Source organism: Marinomonas spartinae (assembly GCF_016461715.1).
GTDB lineage: Bacteria > Pseudomonadota > Gammaproteobacteria > Pseudomonadales > Marinomonadaceae > Marinomonas > Marinomonas spartinae_A.
Genome location: NZ_JAEMUI010000036.1, coordinates 1 through 19,423, shown reverse-complemented (window position 1 = coordinate 19,423; position 19,423 = coordinate 1). Strand labels below are relative to the sequence as shown.

The 19,423-nt window shown below is 43.1% G+C and carries 16 protein-coding genes and 1 tRNA gene; 1 reads left to right on the top strand and 16 read right to left on the bottom strand.

The annotated features are described in order from the left end of the window. Window positions 1-54 precede the first annotated feature (54 nt). The 9 genes from JHD45_RS21475 to JHD45_RS21435 form a co-directional block, all read right to left on the bottom strand. Window positions 55-3,045 carry a heavy metal translocating P-type ATPase gene (locus JHD45_RS21475; protein ID WP_233407986.1) on the bottom strand — a complete coding sequence of 997 codons (2,991 nt, stop codon included), beginning with the start codon at window positions 3,043-3,045 and terminating at the stop codon, window positions 55-57. A gap of 1 nt (window position 3,046) precedes the next feature. Continuing rightward, entirely contained in the window at window positions 3,047-3,487 is a 441-nt protein-coding gene (locus JHD45_RS21470) for a MerR family transcriptional regulator (protein ID WP_199478642.1), read from the bottom strand. Between the two features lie 263 nt (window positions 3,488-3,750). Then, window positions 3,751-5,040 carry an NAD(P)/FAD-dependent oxidoreductase gene (locus tag JHD45_RS21465; RefSeq protein ID WP_199478641.1) on the bottom strand — a complete coding sequence of 430 codons (1,290 nt, stop codon included), beginning with the start codon at window positions 5,038-5,040 and terminating at the stop codon, window positions 3,751-3,753. A 143-nt stretch (window positions 5,041-5,183) separates the two neighbouring features. Next, a complete protein-coding gene (locus tag JHD45_RS21460; RefSeq protein WP_199478640.1) occupies window positions 5,184-5,639 on the bottom strand; it encodes a YaiI/YqxD family protein in 456 nt (151 codons plus the stop codon). A gap of 138 nt (window positions 5,640-5,777) precedes the next feature. Next, window positions 5,778-7,427 (bottom strand): electron transfer flavoprotein-ubiquinone oxidoreductase, encoded by a 1,650-nt coding sequence (locus JHD45_RS21455; RefSeq protein WP_199478639.1) that lies wholly within the window; start codon window positions 7,425-7,427, stop codon window positions 5,778-5,780. A 105-nt stretch (window positions 7,428-7,532) separates the two neighbouring features. Next, a complete protein-coding gene (locus JHD45_RS21450; protein ID WP_199478638.1) occupies window positions 7,533-9,317 on the bottom strand; it encodes an acyl-CoA dehydrogenase in 1,785 nt (594 codons plus the stop codon). Between the two features lie 131 nt (window positions 9,318-9,448). Beyond that, window positions 9,449-10,513, bottom strand: coding sequence for an AraC family transcriptional regulator (locus JHD45_RS21445; RefSeq protein ID WP_199478637.1), 1,065 nt, complete (start codon window positions 10,511-10,513; stop codon window positions 9,449-9,451). A 99-nt stretch (window positions 10,514-10,612) separates the two neighbouring features. Then, a complete protein-coding gene (locus JHD45_RS21440; RefSeq protein WP_199478636.1) occupies window positions 10,613-10,966 on the bottom strand; it encodes a hypothetical protein in 354 nt (117 codons plus the stop codon). Between the two features lie 68 nt (window positions 10,967-11,034). Then, window positions 11,035-11,469, bottom strand: a complete 435-nt coding sequence (locus JHD45_RS21435) for a cytochrome b562 (RefSeq protein ID WP_199478635.1) — start codon at window positions 11,467-11,469, stop codon at window positions 11,035-11,037. Between the two features lie 177 nt (window positions 11,470-11,646). Between JHD45_RS21435 and JHD45_RS21430 the strand changes: the two genes are divergently transcribed. Continuing rightward, window positions 11,647-11,949: a hypothetical protein gene (locus JHD45_RS21430; protein ID WP_199478634.1), complete on the top strand. Its 303-nt coding sequence runs from the start codon at window positions 11,647-11,649 to the stop codon at window positions 11,947-11,949. A gap of 87 nt (window positions 11,950-12,036) precedes the next feature. Here the strand turns inward: JHD45_RS21430 and JHD45_RS21425 are convergent, their stop codons facing one another. From JHD45_RS21425 to JHD45_RS21395, 7 genes are all read right to left on the bottom strand, one after another. Next, window positions 12,037-14,511 carry a Lon protease family protein gene (locus JHD45_RS21425; protein ID WP_199478633.1) on the bottom strand — a complete coding sequence of 825 codons (2,475 nt, stop codon included), beginning with the start codon at window positions 14,509-14,511 and terminating at the stop codon, window positions 12,037-12,039. Between the two features lie 210 nt (window positions 14,512-14,721). After that, window positions 14,722-15,531 carry a TatD family hydrolase gene (locus JHD45_RS21420; RefSeq protein ID WP_199478632.1) on the bottom strand — a complete coding sequence of 270 codons (810 nt, stop codon included), beginning with the start codon at window positions 15,529-15,531 and terminating at the stop codon, window positions 14,722-14,724. Between the two features lie 7 nt (window positions 15,532-15,538). After that, on the bottom strand, window positions 15,539-16,480 hold the full coding sequence (gene holB, locus JHD45_RS21415; RefSeq protein WP_199478631.1) for a DNA polymerase III subunit delta': 942 nt from the start codon (window positions 16,478-16,480) through the stop codon (window positions 15,539-15,541). After that, complete coding sequence (gene tmk / locus JHD45_RS21410; protein ID WP_199478630.1) at window positions 16,477-17,118, bottom strand: dTMP kinase; 642 nt, start codon at window positions 17,116-17,118, stop codon at window positions 16,477-16,479. Before tmk ends, holB begins: the two co-directional genes overlap by 4 nt. Next, window positions 17,115-18,182, bottom strand: coding sequence for an endolytic transglycosylase MltG (gene mltG / locus JHD45_RS21405; RefSeq protein WP_199478629.1), 1,068 nt, complete (start codon window positions 18,180-18,182; stop codon window positions 17,115-17,117). Before mltG ends, tmk begins: the two co-directional genes overlap by 4 nt. After that, the gene (gene pabC, locus JHD45_RS21400; protein WP_199478628.1) at window positions 18,169-18,996 is read right to left on the bottom strand and encodes an aminodeoxychorismate lyase; all 828 of its coding nucleotides are present in this window, start codon (window positions 18,994-18,996) and stop codon (window positions 18,169-18,171) included. Before pabC ends, mltG begins: the two co-directional genes overlap by 14 nt. 239 nt (window positions 18,997-19,235) lie before the next feature. Further along, window positions 19,236-19,311, bottom strand: a tRNA-Glu gene (locus JHD45_RS21395). Window positions 19,312-19,423 lie beyond the last annotated feature (112 nt).

Here is a 19,423-nt window from a genome sequence, read left to right as displayed (position 1 = left end):
ACCACCATATAATAAATACAATCAACATCATCCCGATGGCATTTACCAAATAAGTCATGATTTCTCTCCTTTTGAGTGGTCTGCTATTTTGAACTGACGAAGTCGATTCGCATTTAACACAACAGTGATGGAAGATAATGACATGGCCGCACCAGCAACCAATGGATTCAGTAACCAGCCGGTCAATGGAAACAACACCCCAGCCGCTAAAGGAATGCCTAAGCTGTTGTAAGCAAACGCCCCCCATAGGTTTTGCTTAATATTGGTTAACGTCGCTTTACTGACTTGGATAACGTCGGCCACATTGATTAAATCACTGCGAATAAGAGTGATGTCCGCACTTTGCATAGCGACATCCGTTCCCGCTCCCATTGCAAAACCCACATTAGCTTGCGTCAATGCCGGGGCGTCATTGATACCATCGCCAATCATGCCAACAATGTCCCCTTGATTTTGTAAAAGGCGAACCCTGTCTAATTTATCTTCTGGCATCAATTCACTATGATACTCATCAATTCCCAACTCGGTGGCAACAAATTCAGCGCTGTTTTGGTTATCCCCCGTTAGCATGACAACTTTCAGCCCCATATCATGCAGCATGCTAATGGCTTTTTTCGATGAGGATTTGATGGGGTCTTGCAGATAAAAAATAGCCAATAATTGATTGTCACGAGATAAATATACTTTTGTTGCAGCATTGTATTGATGAGTGCGCTCATTATTTGTTGTCTGTTCAATCACTACACCTTGCTTCTCCATTAGACGCTGATTACCAAGGTAGTAGCGCTCATGATTGACTATGCCTTGCAGCCCCAATCCACTGAGTGACTGAAAGTCTGATGTTTCTAGCAAAGTCGCTTCTGTGATTGAGTCAGCATACTCCAGCAAGGCATTCGCCAAGGGGTGATTTGCCCCCTTCTCCAGTGAGGCAATCAATTGAGCCGCTTCTGTTTCAGTTGTGCTGTTAAAATATTCAGCCTTAACGACCGCAGGCTTGCCTTCAGTAATGGTGCCCGTTTTATCTAGCACGATAGTGGTTAATTGGCTGGCTGTTTGCAGAGCATCACCATTACGGATGAGCCCGCCAAACTGTGCCGCTTTACCAACGCCAATCATGGTAGAGATGGGTGTCGCTAGTCCCAAGGCGCAAGGACAGGCAATGATAAGTACGCTAATGGCCGCAATAAGCATATGAATAATGACAGGGTCGGGTCCGAAATTAAACCAAACTAATGCCGCGAATACCGAGATAATCATCACACTAGGAACGAAAATAGCGGACACTTTATCGGCCAGTTGGCTAATGGGAGGCTTAGAGTTTTGGGCATGACTCACCATATCGATAATTTTTGCCAACATGGTTTGCGCGCCCACTTCGGTTGCTTGGTAGCTAAAAGTCCCATTGCCATTCAGTGTACCCGCTGAGATTGTATCCCCTGTCTGTTTTTCGATGGGGATTGGCTCACCTGTGAGCATGGATTCATCGACACTGGATGAGCCACTGGTTACAACGCCATCAACTGGCATAGTGTCACCAGAACGAACCCGAATGATGTCCCCCACCACTATGTCACTAACGGGAAGGCTTTGTTCTTCTTTGTTGCGAATCACATTAGCCATTTTAGGACGAAGATCCAGTAGATGACGAAGAGCCGCACTGGTCTTACCTCGCGCTTTTACTTCAAAGGCTTGCCCTAAGTTAATTAACCCTAAAATCATAACACTTGACTCAAAATACAAGTGTCGTGAAGTGACAGGGAAAATATCAGGTACGATAACCACTAAGAAGGAGTATAACCAGGCACTGACGGTTCCTAATGTGATTAAGGTATCCATATTGGATTGACGATGTAAAAAGGCTTTAAACGCACTACGGTAATAATGACGCCCAGCAATAATCATAACTAGTAATGTGAGCGTGCTCACCAAAAACCAACTTAACTGTTGCGATGTGGTTGTTACTGTCATATTGCCGCCAAGCCAGCCATAAAGCATCAATGGGATACCAAGCGCTAAACTAATAATGGAAGCATTACGTTTGCTCTTATATTCTTGCTGCTCTTGTTTCTCTCTTTCCTCAGCGGCTTGATCTGGATCGTTAATAACACTTGCGCCATATCCCACAGCGGAAATGGCTTCAATGATGGTGTCTGCAGATATGGACGCAGACACCTGTGCTGTACGACTGGCAAAATTCACTTCTGCTTTGGTAACACCGTCTAGATTATCCAATGTTTTTTGGATGGTATTCACGCAGGCAGCACAAGTAATCCCCGTTAGGGAAAATTGTTTTTGATGTGCTGAATCTTCTTGTTTTTGTCGGTTTGCTCCTTGGGGATCACTATTTTGCTTAGTCTCGCGGCCGTGAGAACTTTGCTGCTCTTCGGCTTGATAGTCTCCAAGATTGGTGAAGCCGACTTCTTCAATCCATTGCTGAATGTCTTTTTTGCTTTTTGTCGTGGTCACCATTAGGTGATTTTGGGCGGGATTACCTTCTACTTCGGCACTGCCCTCTTCTTGCTCAATGCGTTTTCTAATTTTACTGACGCAACCCTGACAAGACATTCCTTCTACGGATAAATCGTAATGAGTGCGCTCACTTTTTTTGTATTGACCTAATGGTTGATAGCCTGCCTCTTGAACACATGCTTCCACTTGTTTTTGAGTTAAAACGGTTTGGACATCGAGACGATCTTCTTCTGGCGTTCCGACCACTTCCGCGTTTTCATCTTCCAATTGAACTTGCTTTCTCACCTTGCTGACGCAGCCTTGGCAAGACATTCCTTCAACGGATAAATCATAGTGAGCAAGCTCACTGTTTTTATATTGACCTAATGGTTGATAGCCTGCCTCTTGAACGCATGCTTCCACTTGTTTTTGAGTTAAAACGGTTTGGACATCGAGACGATCTTCTTCTGGTGTTCCGGTCACTTCGGCATTTTCATCTTCCAGTTGAATTTGCTTTCTCACTTTACTGACGCAGCCTTGGCAGGACATTCCGATTACGTTTAATGCCATGTTATTAATAGATGTATTTGAGTTCATCCTATGGCTCCTTTGTGTCTGTTGTTGTGTAATCATCTTCATGGTTCCAATCCTCGATGAGGCAGCAAATAGAGTGTCCATCAGGGGTGCCGTTGGGCATTTGATCCCATACCGCTAATGCGGCTTCCATGGTGTTTAAATGCGCTTGTAGCTCTGCTATTTTTGCTTTTGTTTCGGGCACTTTTTGCAATAAGAGCTCTCGCACCATAGGGCATGGTGAATCCCCACTGTCGGCATGCTGAAAAATATCGTCTATTTGTTTAAGGCTGAATCCTAGCGTTCTTGCCTGTTGTATAAACTGGATACGCTGTAAAGCAGTCTCATCATAGAGTTGGTAACCATTCTTAGGGTCTCGCTTGGCCACGATTAGACCTTCACGGGTATAGTGTCGTACTGTTTCGCTCGTTACATTGGCTTTTTTCGCCAGTTCACTCACTCGCATTTTTACCTCACTTGAAACAGGTAGCGGAGTTGTTTGCTTCTTAATATGGCTTATACTATAAAACCTATGGGTAACACATAGGTCAAATGCTATTTGGTCAAAAACACCATTTGCTTATGAATTGCACATTAGTGAAAGGTTCACAGATAACCGGCTAGCAAGGGGTAAGGGGGGGCTAAAAAAGAAAAAACCGATGTAATGGCATCGGTTTTTTTGAGGCTCACAGCAGAGAGGCTTTTTCTTTTCGAATGGAGCGCGTCAGTTTAATGAAGCTTAAGTTTGGGTTTTACCACTTTGCCTATTTTCTGAGCCGCCATAATAATGGTTGCTTTAAACCAGCCGTGAATAGCAATCAAATGTAAACGATATAAAGACACGTAGACAAAACGGGCAATACGACCTTCAACAAACATGGAGCCCCCCATCAAGTTCCCCATCAAGCTGCCAACGGTGCTATAACGGCTTAGGTTGACTAAAGAGCCATAGTCTTTATAAACATACTCTTTTAGCGGCTGGTCTTTGAATGAGGCTTTGATGTTGGCAAAGACAATCGAGGCCATTTGGTGGGCTGACTGAGCCCGTGGAGGTACAAAGGAGCCATTTGCTTGCTTGCACGCACAGCAATCGCCAATCACGTAGACGTTTTCAAAGTTCGCGGTTTGCAAATTGCCTTTTACTAATATTTGGTTATTGCGTGTAGTTTCAAAGCCTTCGATGTCTTTGACAAACTCGGGAGCTTTTACGCCAGCCGCCCAAATCATTAGGTCTGCCTCAATGAGTGTGCCATCAGCTGTTTCAAAACCATGTTTTTCAGCACGAACAACCCTTGTCCCTTGACTAATGGTGACGCCCAGACGAGTTAAGGCTGAATGGGCTTTCACGGTAATACGATCGGGTAACGCAGGGAGAATACGTTCCCCTGCTTCTATTAATTGGACATTAAGACGTTTCCCCGACATATCACGCATACCATAGGCTTTAAGAAGGTCTGCGACATGGAAGAGTTCAGCAGACAATTCAACACCTGTTGCGCCCCCACCTACAATGGCCAACTTCAGTTTGTCCTCTTTATCACCTTGGTTTAGGCGCAAAAAGTGTGTAAGAAGGGCTTGTTGGAATCGCTCCGCTTGCTTGTGCGAGTCAAGGAAGTAACAATGCTCTTTTACTCCTGGTGTGCCAAAGTCATTACTGATACTACCAACAGCCATCACTAAAATGTCATAGCCAATAGTACGTTCAGGCAAAATCACATGTCCTTTATCATCACTGATGGCGTCAAGCGTTATACTTTGTTCTTTAGGGTCGACATGAGAAACCGTTCCCAACTTGAATTGATAATGATGTTTGGCGGCATGAGCTCGATAATTAACACCGTCGCTATTAATATCAATGGACCCTGTTGCGACTTCATGCAGCAGAGGCTTCCAGATATGGATTTGGCTGCGGTCAATTAGTGTAATATTGAAGTCTTTCTTTTTGCCGTATGCATGGCCAAGCTGAGTAACAAGCTCTAGGCCACCGGCGCCACCGCCGACAACAACAATTTCTTTCATTTCGATCCCCCTATAAATGAATAATCAGGAAAACATTCATAAAATGCTTTCCTGATGACTCAACACAATACTCAGCAAGCGACCTATATTAGCTCGACTATTCTATTGTGCTTTTCCGATAACCTAGAATCTGAGCAGTGCTTTTATTCGGTCTTGATTCTTTGAGTTAATAATTTGTCCAGTGTATTGGCAAATGCCATACGATCTTGCTGACTAAATGTTGAAGGACCATCGGATTGAATACCAGAAGAACGCATTTGTTCCATAAAATCACGCATCGCTAGGCGTTGTTTAATGTTCTCTTTACTGTATAACTCACCACGAGGATTAATGGCCAACGCCCCTTTAGCAATAACTTCCGAAGCAAGTGGAATATCAGCGGTCACAACAAGGTCCAGGTTTTCAACTTGTTCAACAATATAATTATCAGCCACATCAAAACCTGAACTGACTACCCTTCGTTCAATCCATTTTGATGGTGGAATGGAGATGGCTTGATTAGCCACTAAAATACAGGGAATATTGACTCTTTCTGCGGCTCTAAAAAGAATGGTTTTAATGACATTGGGGCAGGCGTCTGCGTCGACCCATATTCGCATAATAGAAAGTTCCTCTGAATGAGCTTCTATTATTAATCAGGTTAATGATGAAATCCAGCAACGATTATGAACATACAGATCACAAATAGTGATCTGTATGCAGTTTCATCATTTTGTGATGTTTTTTTAATAAATGCATCACATATTTGGATAATTTGGTCCACCAGAACCTTCTGGTGTGACCCAACGAATATTCTGTGATGGATCTTTAATATCACAGGTTTTGCAATGTATGCAGTTCTGAGCATTAATCTGAAAAATCGATTCCTCACCTTGTTGAACCACTTCGTAAACCCCAGCAGGACAATATCGCTGAGCGGGCTCACTGTATTTCGGTAGGTTCTCTTTAATCGGCACATCGGCATCTTTCAGTTGCAAATGACAAAGCTGATTTTCTTCATGATTTGTGTTGGAGAGAAACACGGAAGACAATTTATCGAAGCTTAATTTGCCATCGGGCTTAGGGTACGAAATGGGCTGGTGTTTGCTGGCTAATTCCGTACAAGCGTAATCCGGTGTCATATCCTTGAAGGTAAAGGGTAAGCTTCCGGAAAAAATACTTTGATCCAACCAGTTGTAGGCACCACCTAAGAAGGTCCCAAATTTATGCATAGCAGGAACGAAGTTGCGCGCTTGCTCTAGTTCTTTACCCAGCCACGACGCTTTAACTTCATCATTATATTGGCTTAACTCTTTTTCTGGCTGTTCTGATTGCAGTGCTTTGAACAATAGCTCAGCGGCAATCATGCCGCTTTTCATGGCGGTATGAGTTCCCTTTATTTTCGCTGGATTCAATGTCCCAGCATCACAACCGATTAATAAGCCACCAGGGAAGCTCATGCTTGGTAAAGAGGCCCATCCTCCCTTCACAATGGCTCTAGCACCATAAGCAACACGTTTGGCTCCCTTTAGATGCTTAGCAATCAGTGGATGATGCTTATATCTTTGAAACTCTTCGTATGGACTTAAAAAAGGGTTCTTATAATTCAAATCGACAATTAAACCAACGGACACTTGATTATTCTCAAGATGGTATAAGAAACCGCCACCGCCCGCTTCTTTACCTAATGGCCAGCCCGCTGTATGTACGACTAACCCTGGGGAGCTTTGCTCTGCTGGCACATCCCAAAGCTCTTTTATACCCAAGGCATAGTGCTGAGGCGCTTTCCCCTTATCAAGCTGATAGCGTTCAATTAGTTCTTTACCAAGATGGCCACGGCAGCCTTCCGAGAAAATCGTATATTTGGCTTTTAAAATCATGCCAGGCATGTAGCCAGATTTTTGGGAACCATCGGCCGCGACGCCCATATCACCTGTAATGACGCCTTCGACGTTGCCTTCTTCATCATAAGATAGCGCCGCAGCAGAAAACCCTGGGAAGATTTCGACGCCAAGAGATTCTGCTTGTTCCGCTAACCAACGGCAAAGGTTGCCTAAGCTAATAACATAATTGCCTTGGTTGTGAAGAGTTTTAGGTATCATCCAAGAGCTGAATTTTCTACTGTCAGTTTCTGAACCGAGCCAATACAATTCATCCTGATTAACTTCGCTTAATAAAGGCGCTCCCATTTCTTTCCAATTAGGAAAAAGCTCCGTGAGTGCTTTGGGATCCACTACCGCACCAGATAGAATATGAGCGCCAATTTCAGATCCTTTTTCCACAAGACAAACGCTTATCTCTTGGTTTTTTTCCTGAGCTTGTTGCATTAATCGACAGGCGGTCGTTAAACCTGCTGGACCACCTCCAACGATTACCACATCAAATTCCATCATTTCTCTGTCTGTCATACAGCCTCCTAAAACAGGCAGTCATGCTTTAATAATGTCGCTAGAATAGCAAAACTTACCTTCTGCTACGATGCAAACTTATTGATTCACTGCCTGTTTTTTTCATTATCGAATAAAACTGTCTTCATTTAAGATTTGTACAGACTTTTGTCCATGCTCAATGGTTTTTGCGTAATAACCCGCTCTGGGCAAAATATGATCACAATAAAAGTCAGCAGATTGTTGCCAAGAATTCACTTGTTGATCGCCGAGTGATTCGTCAGTTGTGCTCACTTGCTGGGCTCGAACCTGTAACCATCCACCTATTACATACCCCATCATCATCATGTAAGAATAAGCTAACCCAGTTCCTAGCACAGGGTTATCTTTCATGGCGGATAAGCATTTCTCTGTGGCTTGTTTAGCCACCTCAACGGAGTCTTTTATCTTTGCCGCATTATCATGTTTTTCTGAGTCTAGGTATCCATCTAGTTCGTTTTCCATTTCAGAAAACAATGCCGCCATGGCATGACCATTATCCCCTAATAATTTACGGCCAATTAAGTCGATGGCTTGAATGCCGTTGGTTCCTTCATAAATAGGAAGTATACGAGCATCACGAGCATGCTGAGCAACGCCAGTCTCTTCAATGAAGCCCATACCGCCATGAATTTGAATGGCCAGAGACGTCACTTCTTGAGCTTGTTCAGTAATCCATCCTTTAACAATGGGGGTTAGTAATGCCGTTCGAGCAATGGCAGCTTGTTGCTCTTCACCCTTGCTAATGTGTGACAAATCATTTTCTACCGCAGCAACATAGATCAATGAACGCATGGCATCGATTTGGGATCTCATGGTCATCAACATGCGAAGCACATCTGGATGCTCAATAATGGCTGCTCTGCCTGATCGGTCAGCCTTCATGCCTTGTTTGCGCTCTTTTGCATATTGCAATGCTTGTTGGTATGCACGTTCAGAGATAGCTAACCCTTGTAAGCCTACATCTTGTCGTGCGTTATTCATCATGGTGAACATGGCTTTTAAACCGTCATTTGGCTTACCGACTAAATAACCAATAGCGCCAGTTTTATCGCCGTAGCTCATCACACATGTTGGGGAGGCATGAATACCTAATTTATGTTCAACAGAAACAACGCTAATATCATTGCGTTCTGCAGGGTTTCCCTCTGCATCAAGTAAAAACTTGGGCACAATGAACAAGGAAATGCCTTTCACTCCGGCAGGGGCATCAGGTAGACGAGCAAGAACCAAATGAATGATGTTTTCAGACATTTGATGATCGCCCCAAGTGATAAATATTTTTTGCCCTTTAATGAGATATGTCTCTGCAGCTAAGTCGGCACTATTGGGGAAAGCTTTACAAGAAATGGCAGCGAGATCAGAACCTGCAGAAGGCTCTGTCAAATTCATCGTACCTGCCCACTGCCCAGTGACCATTTTGGGAATATAAGTATCTTTCAGTTCATCACTGGCGTGAGATTGGATGGCTTCAATGGCACCATGTGCTAACAAAGGACAAAGTGAAAAAGCAAGATTAGCGGCTTGGATACCTTCATTTACCGCTGTGGCAATGGTTGAGGGTAAACCTTGCCCACCATATTTCACATCATTCGATAATGCTCCCCAGCCGCCATCACAGTAGGCTTGGTACATTTCTTTGTAGCCTTTTGGTTCGAACACTTCACCGTTTTCTACTCGTGAGCCTTCTTGATCTCCGCTCCAATTCAAGGGGGCTATTACTTGCTCGGATAGTTTACCCGCTTCACTAAGAATGGCTTCGATAAGTTCTTGATCAAGTGGCTCAGCTAAATGAGGGGTTAAACGCTCAAGGCGAGCGACATTGTGCAAACTGAATAAAATATCTTTATAGGGGTATTTGTAATCGCTCATTTTTATTCTCCGTTTTTATGTGAGCACGAATTTCACACTATAGCATCGTCAAAGATACTCTATATCTCAATAACATTTCAGTGCTATATCTCTGACAAATACGTTCATTACTGACTTAATCTCTTTAAATATCAGTAATGCAGACTCTTAGCCATTTTTGTAAATTCCTCACTTTTTCGGTATTCCCCAGGTGTCATCCCTGTCCATTTTTTAAAAGAACGAAAAAACGCGCTTGGCTCATCGAAACCCATTAATGCTGCGACATCATTGATACTTAGCTGAGTCGCATTCATATAGGTAATGGCCGCTTCTTTACGACACTCATCTTTAATATGCTGGTACGAGGTCTGTTCTTCATTAAGTCGGCGGCGTAAGGTTGAGACGCTCATGTTTAGACCGCGAGCCACCTCTTCTGCACTGGGCATCTCCCGTGAAAAATCTTTGCCGAGTATCGCCGTCACTTGTGATTTTAGACTATTATCGTTGTCTACCATGACAAGCAACTGATAAGGTGCGGTTTTTAAAAAGCCTCGTAAGCTATCTTCCGTTTGAACAATTGGCATATCCAAATAACTAGAGGGAAAAACCAGAGCATTAGCATGCTGATTGAACTTTATTTCTGACTGGAATAGGGTCTTGTAATACTCCAAATCATTAGGGCGCTCACAGGTAAAATAGGCGGCTTTTAAGTTCAGGCGTCGACCAATTAACCAACAGAAAAAGTGATGCCACATCGACAGAGTGATACGAAGCTGTTCTTGGGACTCCCCTAATACTAAACTTGTGATATCTGTTTCCGTTGACTCAATTGGAGCAAAAGTAACCATGGCAAAACGCCCTTTTTTGATCAAAATCGGTTTGATTGTTGGACCACGACAAATGTCGTAAAAGTCACTACAACGGTACATTGCATGGGCCAGCGAGCGAGCATGAATGATGCTCAAACACATCATACGAAATGCTCCATTGGGCATCTTGCCGCCACTTAGCATACCAAAAGATTCATCTTGAACCAGCCACATGATTTTTTGATACAGCATGCCATATTGGTAGGCGGGGAAGTAATTGTTTTGCTCAATATCAGCTCGAGAAAGACCTAGAGATTCAAGCAGTTCATCGCAATTTATTCCTTGATTATCGACGGCTTTTAGAAGGTAGCGTACGCTTGACATCGGAACCGATGCTTTCAAATTCATAGACTAATTCCATCAAGTTTTATGCTTTCATTGTAAGGCTTATTTTACCTATAAAAAAAGGCTGCAATAGCAGCCTTTTTAACTTTACTTCTTTAAAACTTAATTTTCTTCCGTGAAAGCAGATAACAGTTCATCCACTGTTAACTCTTCAGTATCACTGTTAATACCAGATGCATTCACGGTTTTAACTGGTTCATCTTGTTTTGCCTCTTGAGGCTTAACGAACACAAAACGGCGTGGACGTGTTGCAGGCTGCGGCGCTTCTTGTTCAGGAAGTAGCCCCAGTCTTTCAAGTTTTCTGTGCGCTTGCTCTTTGCGCTCCTTGGATTTCTTAACAACAAAACGGCGAGTTGATGAGGCTTTGCGAGCTTTGTTCTGCTCTTTCATCATCTCCTTTGAGCCAGTTTTTCCAAGTTTGCCACGCATGCTGCGCGATTTTTTCGTACGAGCCATAAATAACCTCTCTTTCTCGCGCGCATTGTAGCAGTCAAATCCTTAAAGGTCATCATTCTAAGCGATGATTAACAGCTCGTTTTGAAAGAACTGTGCCCGATTTTGCGTTCTTGGCCTACTTTCCCCATTAGGGTTTTTACTTGAGCCATGTCGTTTGCTTTCAGTGCCGTTTCCAACGACTCAAAAACGCCAATCGTATCGTCAATAACTCCTTGGAACGCCTTTTCTTTTTTGGCTAATTCGGCACCCTGTAAGTTCTCTTCTATAAACAGATAAGGTGTTTCTTCACGAGATTTTTTAAATAGCGTAATTATCTTATTAACACCTTCTGCCGCTGCTTGAGTGTCACCAGATTTGATATCAGAACCAACCGTACGCAATTCGTCTCTAATATGATGCATATACCCTTGCAATGGACTTCCATCACAGCCAGCTTGAGCTAAAGAGCTACCCGTAAAAGCTAAAACGGCTAAAAAAGAAGTAAGAAGAAAACGTTTAGACATGTCAGTAATCCTTTTAAATTGATTAAAGATAGAGCAATCATTAATGACTCTATTACTATAAATAGCATAAATGCAGTAAAACAGACCAATAAATAATGAATTAGTTCATATATTTGATCGATATATGTAAGAATATAGTCATTTATTTCATGTAATAATTTAATCATATGGTAGAAAATGATTCTCATTCGTATTTTTTTGCTTACCCTTTTTGTCTCAAGTATTAGTCAGATTGCGATCGCGAAACCCAAATGCTCTGATATAAATGCGATTCAAGCATCTAATAAGTTGGCAGAAAAGTTGACTGGTGGAAAAGTATTTAAGGAAGGCGAAGTTTTGAAGGTGAACCTGCCAAGCTACACCAAAGAAGTGGCTAGTTATATTTATGTGAAACCCGATGGCCTCTACTATTCTATATTCACACTGGTCAATACAAAGTGCGTGGCTAGATTCATCAAACGTACTAATGGCAAGTACTGAGCTAAAGACAAAAAGCCCCAGTGAGATAGAAAACTCGCTGGGGCTTTTTATGTGTAAATGGAGAAACAAAAAGTTAAGGAAATGAGGCTAGCTCTTTTTAGGCTCTTTTTTACTCTTCTCATTTTTTGAGGATGTCGAGTCCGTTTTCGACGAGTCATTTTGAGTGTCGTCTTCGTCCTCTTCGTCTTCTTCCCCTAATTTAGAGATGGCTTCCAAACGCTCAATGACTTTGGCTGAAATGCTGCCTTCAGGATAATTACCCTCTTCATCTGCTACACCCGGCTCAATACCTGTCAGTAAATGTAGTGCTTCATCGGCGGTAGAAATCGCATATACATGGAATTTCCCTTCTTTTACCGCATCAATAATGTCATCACTTAACATTAGGTTATTGGCATTGGACTTCGGAATAATAACGCCTTGAGTCCCTGTTAAGCCACGGGCGTTACAAACGTTAAAGAAGCCTTCAATTTTTTCGTTGACGCCGCCAATTGCTTGTATTTCGCCGTATTGGTTTAGGGATCCGGTGATTGCAAGGTCTTGACGTAGAGGCACTTGAATCAAGGCTGATAATAAACAGCACAGTTCGGCGGTCGACGCACTGTCTCCGTCCACATAACCATAGCTTTGTTCCATGGCAATTGATGCGGATATTTCAAGCGGATAACGCTGAGCGTATTTATTGCCTAGATACCCTGAGAGAATCAATACACCTTTGGAGTGGATATTTTGTCCCAAGTTGGATTCACGTTCGATATCAACGATGCCTTTACCCCCCGGATGGACTGTCGTCGAAATACGAGCTGGCGCCCCAAAGTGGCTGTCGCCAATTTGCATGACGGTTAAGCCGTTTATTTTACCCACGGCGGTACCTTCACTCTCAAGCAATACAGTGCCTTCGATGATTTCTTCAATGATTTTTTCACTGACGCGACCAGTACGGTGTTTTTTAGCCTTTAATGCTCTGGCAATATGATCGGCGGTAATTAATTCATCCCGGGCCATTTCACGAACGAAGTCCGCCTCGCCTAGTAATTCAAAAACATCGCCAATTTTTGCTGCCATTTCGCGCTGGTGTTCCGCTAATCGGCTACTGTATTCGATTAGGGCTGCCACACCATCACGGGTTACATTGGCGTATTCTTCTTTGTCAATTCGATCTTTCATGAGTCGTGCAAAGGAAAGCTCTGCTTCTTTAGTGCGCTTGAGGGTGTCATCAAAGTCGACCAACACACGAAACATTTCTTGAAAATCTGGGTCAGCGTCTTGTAATAAGTAGTAAATATCCCGAGAGCCAATTAGGATGACTTTAACTTGTAATGGCAAATCCTGCGGTGACAATGTTGTTGTATTCATCAATCCCATATCAGCGTAGGGATGTTCGATTTTAAGCGTTTTGCTCTTCAGGGCCCGCTTTAAGGCTTCCCACAGATAATGATCTGTAAGCAGCTTTTCGGCATCTAGAATTAAATAGCCACCGTTTGCTGCATGCAAACTCCCTGAGCGAATCAATCGGTAACTTGTGATCAACATCCCTTGATCACTGCTGTACTCTACTTGTCCAAACAAATTGCGGTAAGTCGGATGAGGTTCATATATAACCGGCATACCACCATTGGGACTATGTGTTACAGCGACATTAGGCAAATACATTTCTTCATACATTTGACGACGGCCGATCTCGTCACGGTTGTCCGATGCCTTTTCATCCGCCAGTTGGTCAATAATGGTTTTGTCTAAATCACTGCGCATGGCCTGTAAATATTCCTGCACAGGGGTATCGTCCTGATACTTTTCAAAGAGCCCCGCCATCAGAGGATCCAGTGCTTCTTTTACAGTATTAAGATTGAGTTGGCGTAGCTGTTCATAGGAGGCTCGTTTCCACAATGGTAAGCTCAATAATTCTTCATTTAGCAGCCCTTCTAAATGAGAAACCGCATTTTGGAAATCATCTCGCTCTTCATCACTTAGCCCTGCAAAGTCGTTTTCTTCAATGGCTTTGCCTTCTTTCATGGGAGCAAAACTGACTGAAGATGCGTCACGAAACATGGCTACACCAATTTTGACCGCCACTCTTTCAACTTTATTGATCGCCGCTTCGTATTGCTCGTTAAAGGCACGGTCAATTGCGCCTTTCTGTTGCTGATAAGAGGGATTTTCAAACGCTGCAGGAAACGTGGCCATAAGACCATCAATTAATGAGCGAATTTCTTTTTCAAATTCAGCGGCATGGCCAGGTGCGAATTCAAGGGCTTTGGGGCGATGGCTCTCTGTAAAATTATTGATGTACACCCATTCGTTTGGTGGTGTACGGCGTTTAGCTTCGCTTTTTAAATAGCTGGTTACATAGGAAGAGCGCCCTGTTCCGGAATCTCCCATGGCAAAAATATTATATCCAGGGCGCTGCATTGCAACACCAAATTGAATCGCTTCAACCGCACGCTCCTGCCCTAAGATGCCACTTAATGGCTCGAGATCGTTTAAGGTTTTAAATGGCAGGTGATCCGCTGGTACTTTAGCTGATAGTGCATGGTACGGAAGAGAGGTAACCATATTTGACATTAATGGGCTTCCTTGTAGCAAATAGGCCAACACTTGGTTGACCTGAGAAAGAATCATTTTATCTTTCTAATAATGAATTTTTAAAATATATGTGATGATTTGAGACTACCATTCTTATCTGCTTTACACCTAATTTTTCAGTAGAAAAATAGAAGAAAAGTAAACGAAAATAGGTACTTAAAATAAAGCTGATTAGATCAAATCAAATCTCTATCCATTGGCAAATAGAATGGTCTGCTCTGGGTCGACTTTTGAAAAGACCCGATGAAAATTCGCTGCCGTTGCCTCAAGTAGCGCTTCGTAGCGAATCCCTTTTAAATCTGCAACGTATTGAGCCACATTTGCAACGTATTGTGGTTCATTCTTCTTTCCACGATACGGGACCGGGGCAAGGTAAGGCGAATCCGTTTCAACAATTAACGAGTCAAGAGGAAGCTTCTTAACGGTTTCTTTAAGCTCCAGAGCTGTTTTGAACGTCACGATACCGGAAATAGAAATCAGGTAGTTTTCATCCACGGCAGCCTTGGCCATAGCATAATCTTCTGTAAAACAATGCAATACACCTGCACTGTTTGGGTTGCTATGTTCACGAATTAGCTGCATTGTGTCGGCTTTTGCGTCACGGGTATGAATAATCACGGGTAAGCCGAGTTTGCCAGCGGCTTTTAAATGATGAACAAAGCTCGTCCTTTGTTTTTCATGAAGTGCGCTGTCTTTTTCGTAAAAGTAATCCAACCCTGTTTCGCCAATGGCAATGATTTTATCATGTTGAGCAAGATCAATCAGACGGTCTTCGCTGGTCAACAGTCCTTCTTTGTGCAAAGGGTGCACGCCACAGCTGGCATAGACTCCTTGTCGATCCGTAAAGCCAATAATGTCATCCATGTCATCTAAATTAACAGAGATGCTAAGTAGCTGCTTAACGCCAGCCTTTGCTGCCGCATCAATCGCGCCGTTTACATCACCGTTGTATGGTGTTAAGTCTAGTTTGTCTAAATGGCAATGTGTGTCAATTAGCATAAAGTGGTTACCATTGGTTCAATTCGTGTGTGAGTTGCATAACCGGATTAAGGTTGGTTTTTGACAGGTCGGATTTTAACCTTTGTAAAGCCTGATAGCGTGTCATCAAAGCTTGAATCCCCATTCTCTGCATGATTTGTGGGTACACTTCAGATAATACGGGATGGATTGTGGCACCAGCAGAATGACAGAGGCATTGATGCAGTATGGCAGCTAATCCATTGCAATAATCAACAATATTAGTATTACTAACCCCTGTCAGTAGCGCCTCGACGGTGGTTGTGCCCTGCATCAGCTCTTTTACCTTTTCTGGCAAGCTGGTGTAGATTCCCGTCTTCTGTTGTTTTTCCAAGCTAAGTAAACGAAAAGGTTGTGTTGTTAGCCAAAATAAAGTGTTAAGGGCCTCACCATCTGGTTGGCTCTGTAACCAACTTTCGACCTCCATTTGGGAAGGAGTTGGTACATTAACCAGTAAACAACGGCTACGAATGGTTGGCATCAAGCTAGTAGATTGAGAACTGGTCAATAAAAAGTAAGTTTGATCGGCAGGTTCTTCTAAAGCTTTTAATACCGCGTTGGAAGCGTTGATATTCATGGCCTGAGCGTGAGTGATCAGTACCACTTTATGGTTACCAACCTGAGGTTTTTGATTAATTTTATTGATGAGCTGACGGATTTGATCCACTTTAATGGTCGCTTCTTCACCATCCAAAAGATAGTAGTCAGGATGCGACTCCCCTGCCATGAGTTCACAGGAATGGCACTGACCACAAGCGACGCCTTGATCGACTTTTTCGCACATTAGGTCTTTGACGAGTTCTTTAGCCAAATGCTCCTGACCAACCCCATCGGCTCCGGTAATAAGCAAGGCATGTGAAAGCTTTTTGGTCTGCTTTAGGCGTTGTACTTGCTTGTGACAAGCTTGTAACCACGGCGCGAGTTCGGTCATTTCTTGCTCTTGCTCCAGGATGACTGCAACGCTACTAACTCTTGTTGAATTTGCTGCTTGACGCTCTCCAAAGGTTGGCTCGCATCAATCAACTTCATTCGCTGTGGACTCTGATGGGCTCGCTCTAAAAAGCCTTGACGTACTTTCTCGTGAAAGAGATGAGACTCTTTATCCAGTCTATCGGAGTGTTTTCTTTGCTGTACACGCTGTTGACCAATTTCTACTGGCACATCAAAGACTAGGGTTGCATCTGTTTGACAGTTCCCAACTACCCATTGGGTAAGGTGATCTAGTACAACGATATTGCCTCCTCTAGCGATGCCTTGATACACATAGGTGGAATCGATAAAACGATCACTGATGACCCATTTTCCCTGCTTTAAAGCGGGTTCGATTTTCTGGGAAATATGTTGAGATCGAGCGGCAAACATCATTAAAAGTTCCGCCATGTCGTCGACGGTTTCTTCTCTTGGACTCAATACGAGATTACGAATATCTTCCGCCAATGGTGTCCCACCTGGCTCACGAGTCATGACATAATCAATGTGCTGCGATTCTAGCCAGTTTTGAATATACTTCATCGCGGTGGATTTGCCGCTTCCCTCACCACCCTCTAACGAGATAAATTTGCCTCTCACTGTACTGTTTCTCCTTCTTTTTTTGGTGCTGAAACGGATTGAGGCTCCGGACTTGAACGATAATCTGCACGTCGTTGTTTTTGATATTCGTCAACCGCTTTATTGTGCTCAGCCAATGTCTTTGAAAAGACATGTGAGCCATCGCCTTTGGCAACAAAGTATAAGTCGTCTGTCTTCGTCGGATGCAAGGCCGCGACAATGGCTCGTAAGCCCACATTGGTTATTGGGGTGGGCGGAAAGCCTTTATGTAAATAGGTATTATAAAGTGACTTTGAGCGCAAATCTTTGTAAGTAATGGTGCCATTATAGTCTTTGCCAAGGCCATAAATAACCGTTGGATCCGTTTGTAGACGCATATGCTTGTGCAGGCGGTTAATAAATACCCCAGCGATTAATCCTCGCTCCTCTGGTACACCAGTCTCTTTTTCGATCATAGATGCCATGATTAACGCTTGATAGGGGGTTTTATAAGGTAGCCCCTGGTCTCTTGTTGCCCATTCAGCCTCTAAACGTGACTCGAGAAGATGGTGAGCACGCTCTAAAATACGCTGATCGGTTGTGTCGTTATGATACTGGTAGGTGTTAGCGAAAAACAGGCCTTCTGGGTTGCTTCTTTTTATGCCCAGCTTTTGGGCTATTTCGGCATTTGATAAGCCTTCAAGAGTCATTTGTATGTTCCCCTTGGCTTCCATGGCTTTTAGATACTCTTGCAGAGTATTTCCTTCAACCAGTGTGATGGTATAGACAATGGATTTTCCTGAATCAAATAACGCCATCATACTTAATAACGTCATGCCGTTGGTGATTTCATATTGCCCTACTTTGGGGATCCACTCAGGATGAAGTTTCGCAACCACTCGGGTTAAAAAAGGATATTTTATCCAGCCGCGCTGGGCGAGTTTTTCCCCTAAGCCAAACGAAGTGTCTCCTTTTTTGACCTCAAAGACCTGCGGCTGCGCAAGAGTAATTGGTTGAGTGATTTCGTGATAAAGAAATCCTGCCCCGATGGCACAAAAGGTAATGATTATAATAAAGGCTTTGAATAGCCATCTAAGCGACGTCATGAACATCCCTAGTCTGCATTAGTTGTTGAAGTCTTAAGGTATTTTCCCCGATAGGAAAAGAGCGACCTTGAAGAGAAATAACAGGAACAATTCCCATCAAACTGTTGGTAATAAAAATTTCATCGGCTTGTTTCAAAGTCATGAGTGATAACGGACAAATATTGACTGGATAAAGGGTTTGAGACGTAATGATGTGCTTTCGATAAGTGCCTTGCACACCAGCTTTGCTCAAAGATGGTGTCACTAATACACCATTGTCAAAACAAAAAATATTGCTTTGAATGCATTCAATCACATTACCTGAGTAGTCGAGCATAATGTCTTCAAAATGCTTGGCTATGAGGTGCTGTTTGGCTAATACATTTTCTAAGCGATTAAGGTGTTTTAATCCACTTAAATAACGATTGCAGCTTACCTCTATCGGAGAAAGGCCTAGGTGAACGCCATGACGTTGTTCATAGGTATAATCTGGTGCGCTACCTACGCCCACTAGAATCGTATGTTTAGGGGGAGTTGGCGGTAAATAGCCTCGCCCACCTTCACCTCTCGTGACAATGATTTTTACCACGGAGAAATCATCCGTCTCCGCTAATATATCATCGAAAAGAAACTGTTTTAAACGCTGAATCTCTTCTTCCGAAAGTGGCATCCCTAGCTGTTTCAGCCCTCTAGTGAGGCGAGCCAAATGATCATGTAACTGATAAAAGCCGTAAGGCGATGCTTTAATGGTTTCAAATACACCATCTCCGTATGCTAACCCACGGTCTGAGGCAGATACCATGTCATCCTGATAGTAATTAACAAACCACTTCATGAAAAAACGACTCAGAATAAAAAGGGTGATTATAATAGCCTAAAAACGTACATCATCCCAGATTCCACGCCTCTCTTTACTTACGTCTTTTTATACATAAAGAGTCATAAATAAAAACTAGAGATATTGATAAAACGGGTTTATTTACGGGAAAATATGACAGCGGAGGAAAAAATGACACGGCTAGGTGATTAACTTACCTGCCAGCTTGCTGTGTACTTTTTATGTTTGATAGGTAATGGCGTCCCGTAGGGGGTTCGAACCCCTGTTACCGCCGTGAAAGGGCGGTGTCCTAGGCCTCTAGACGAACGGGACATAATCCAGTTTTGAGAAAACTGTTTAATAATAAAATGGCTAACCACCCTACTCTAGGATGATATTTTACCTTTACAAATAAAAAGGCAATGCTTTCTTATCAAAGAAGATA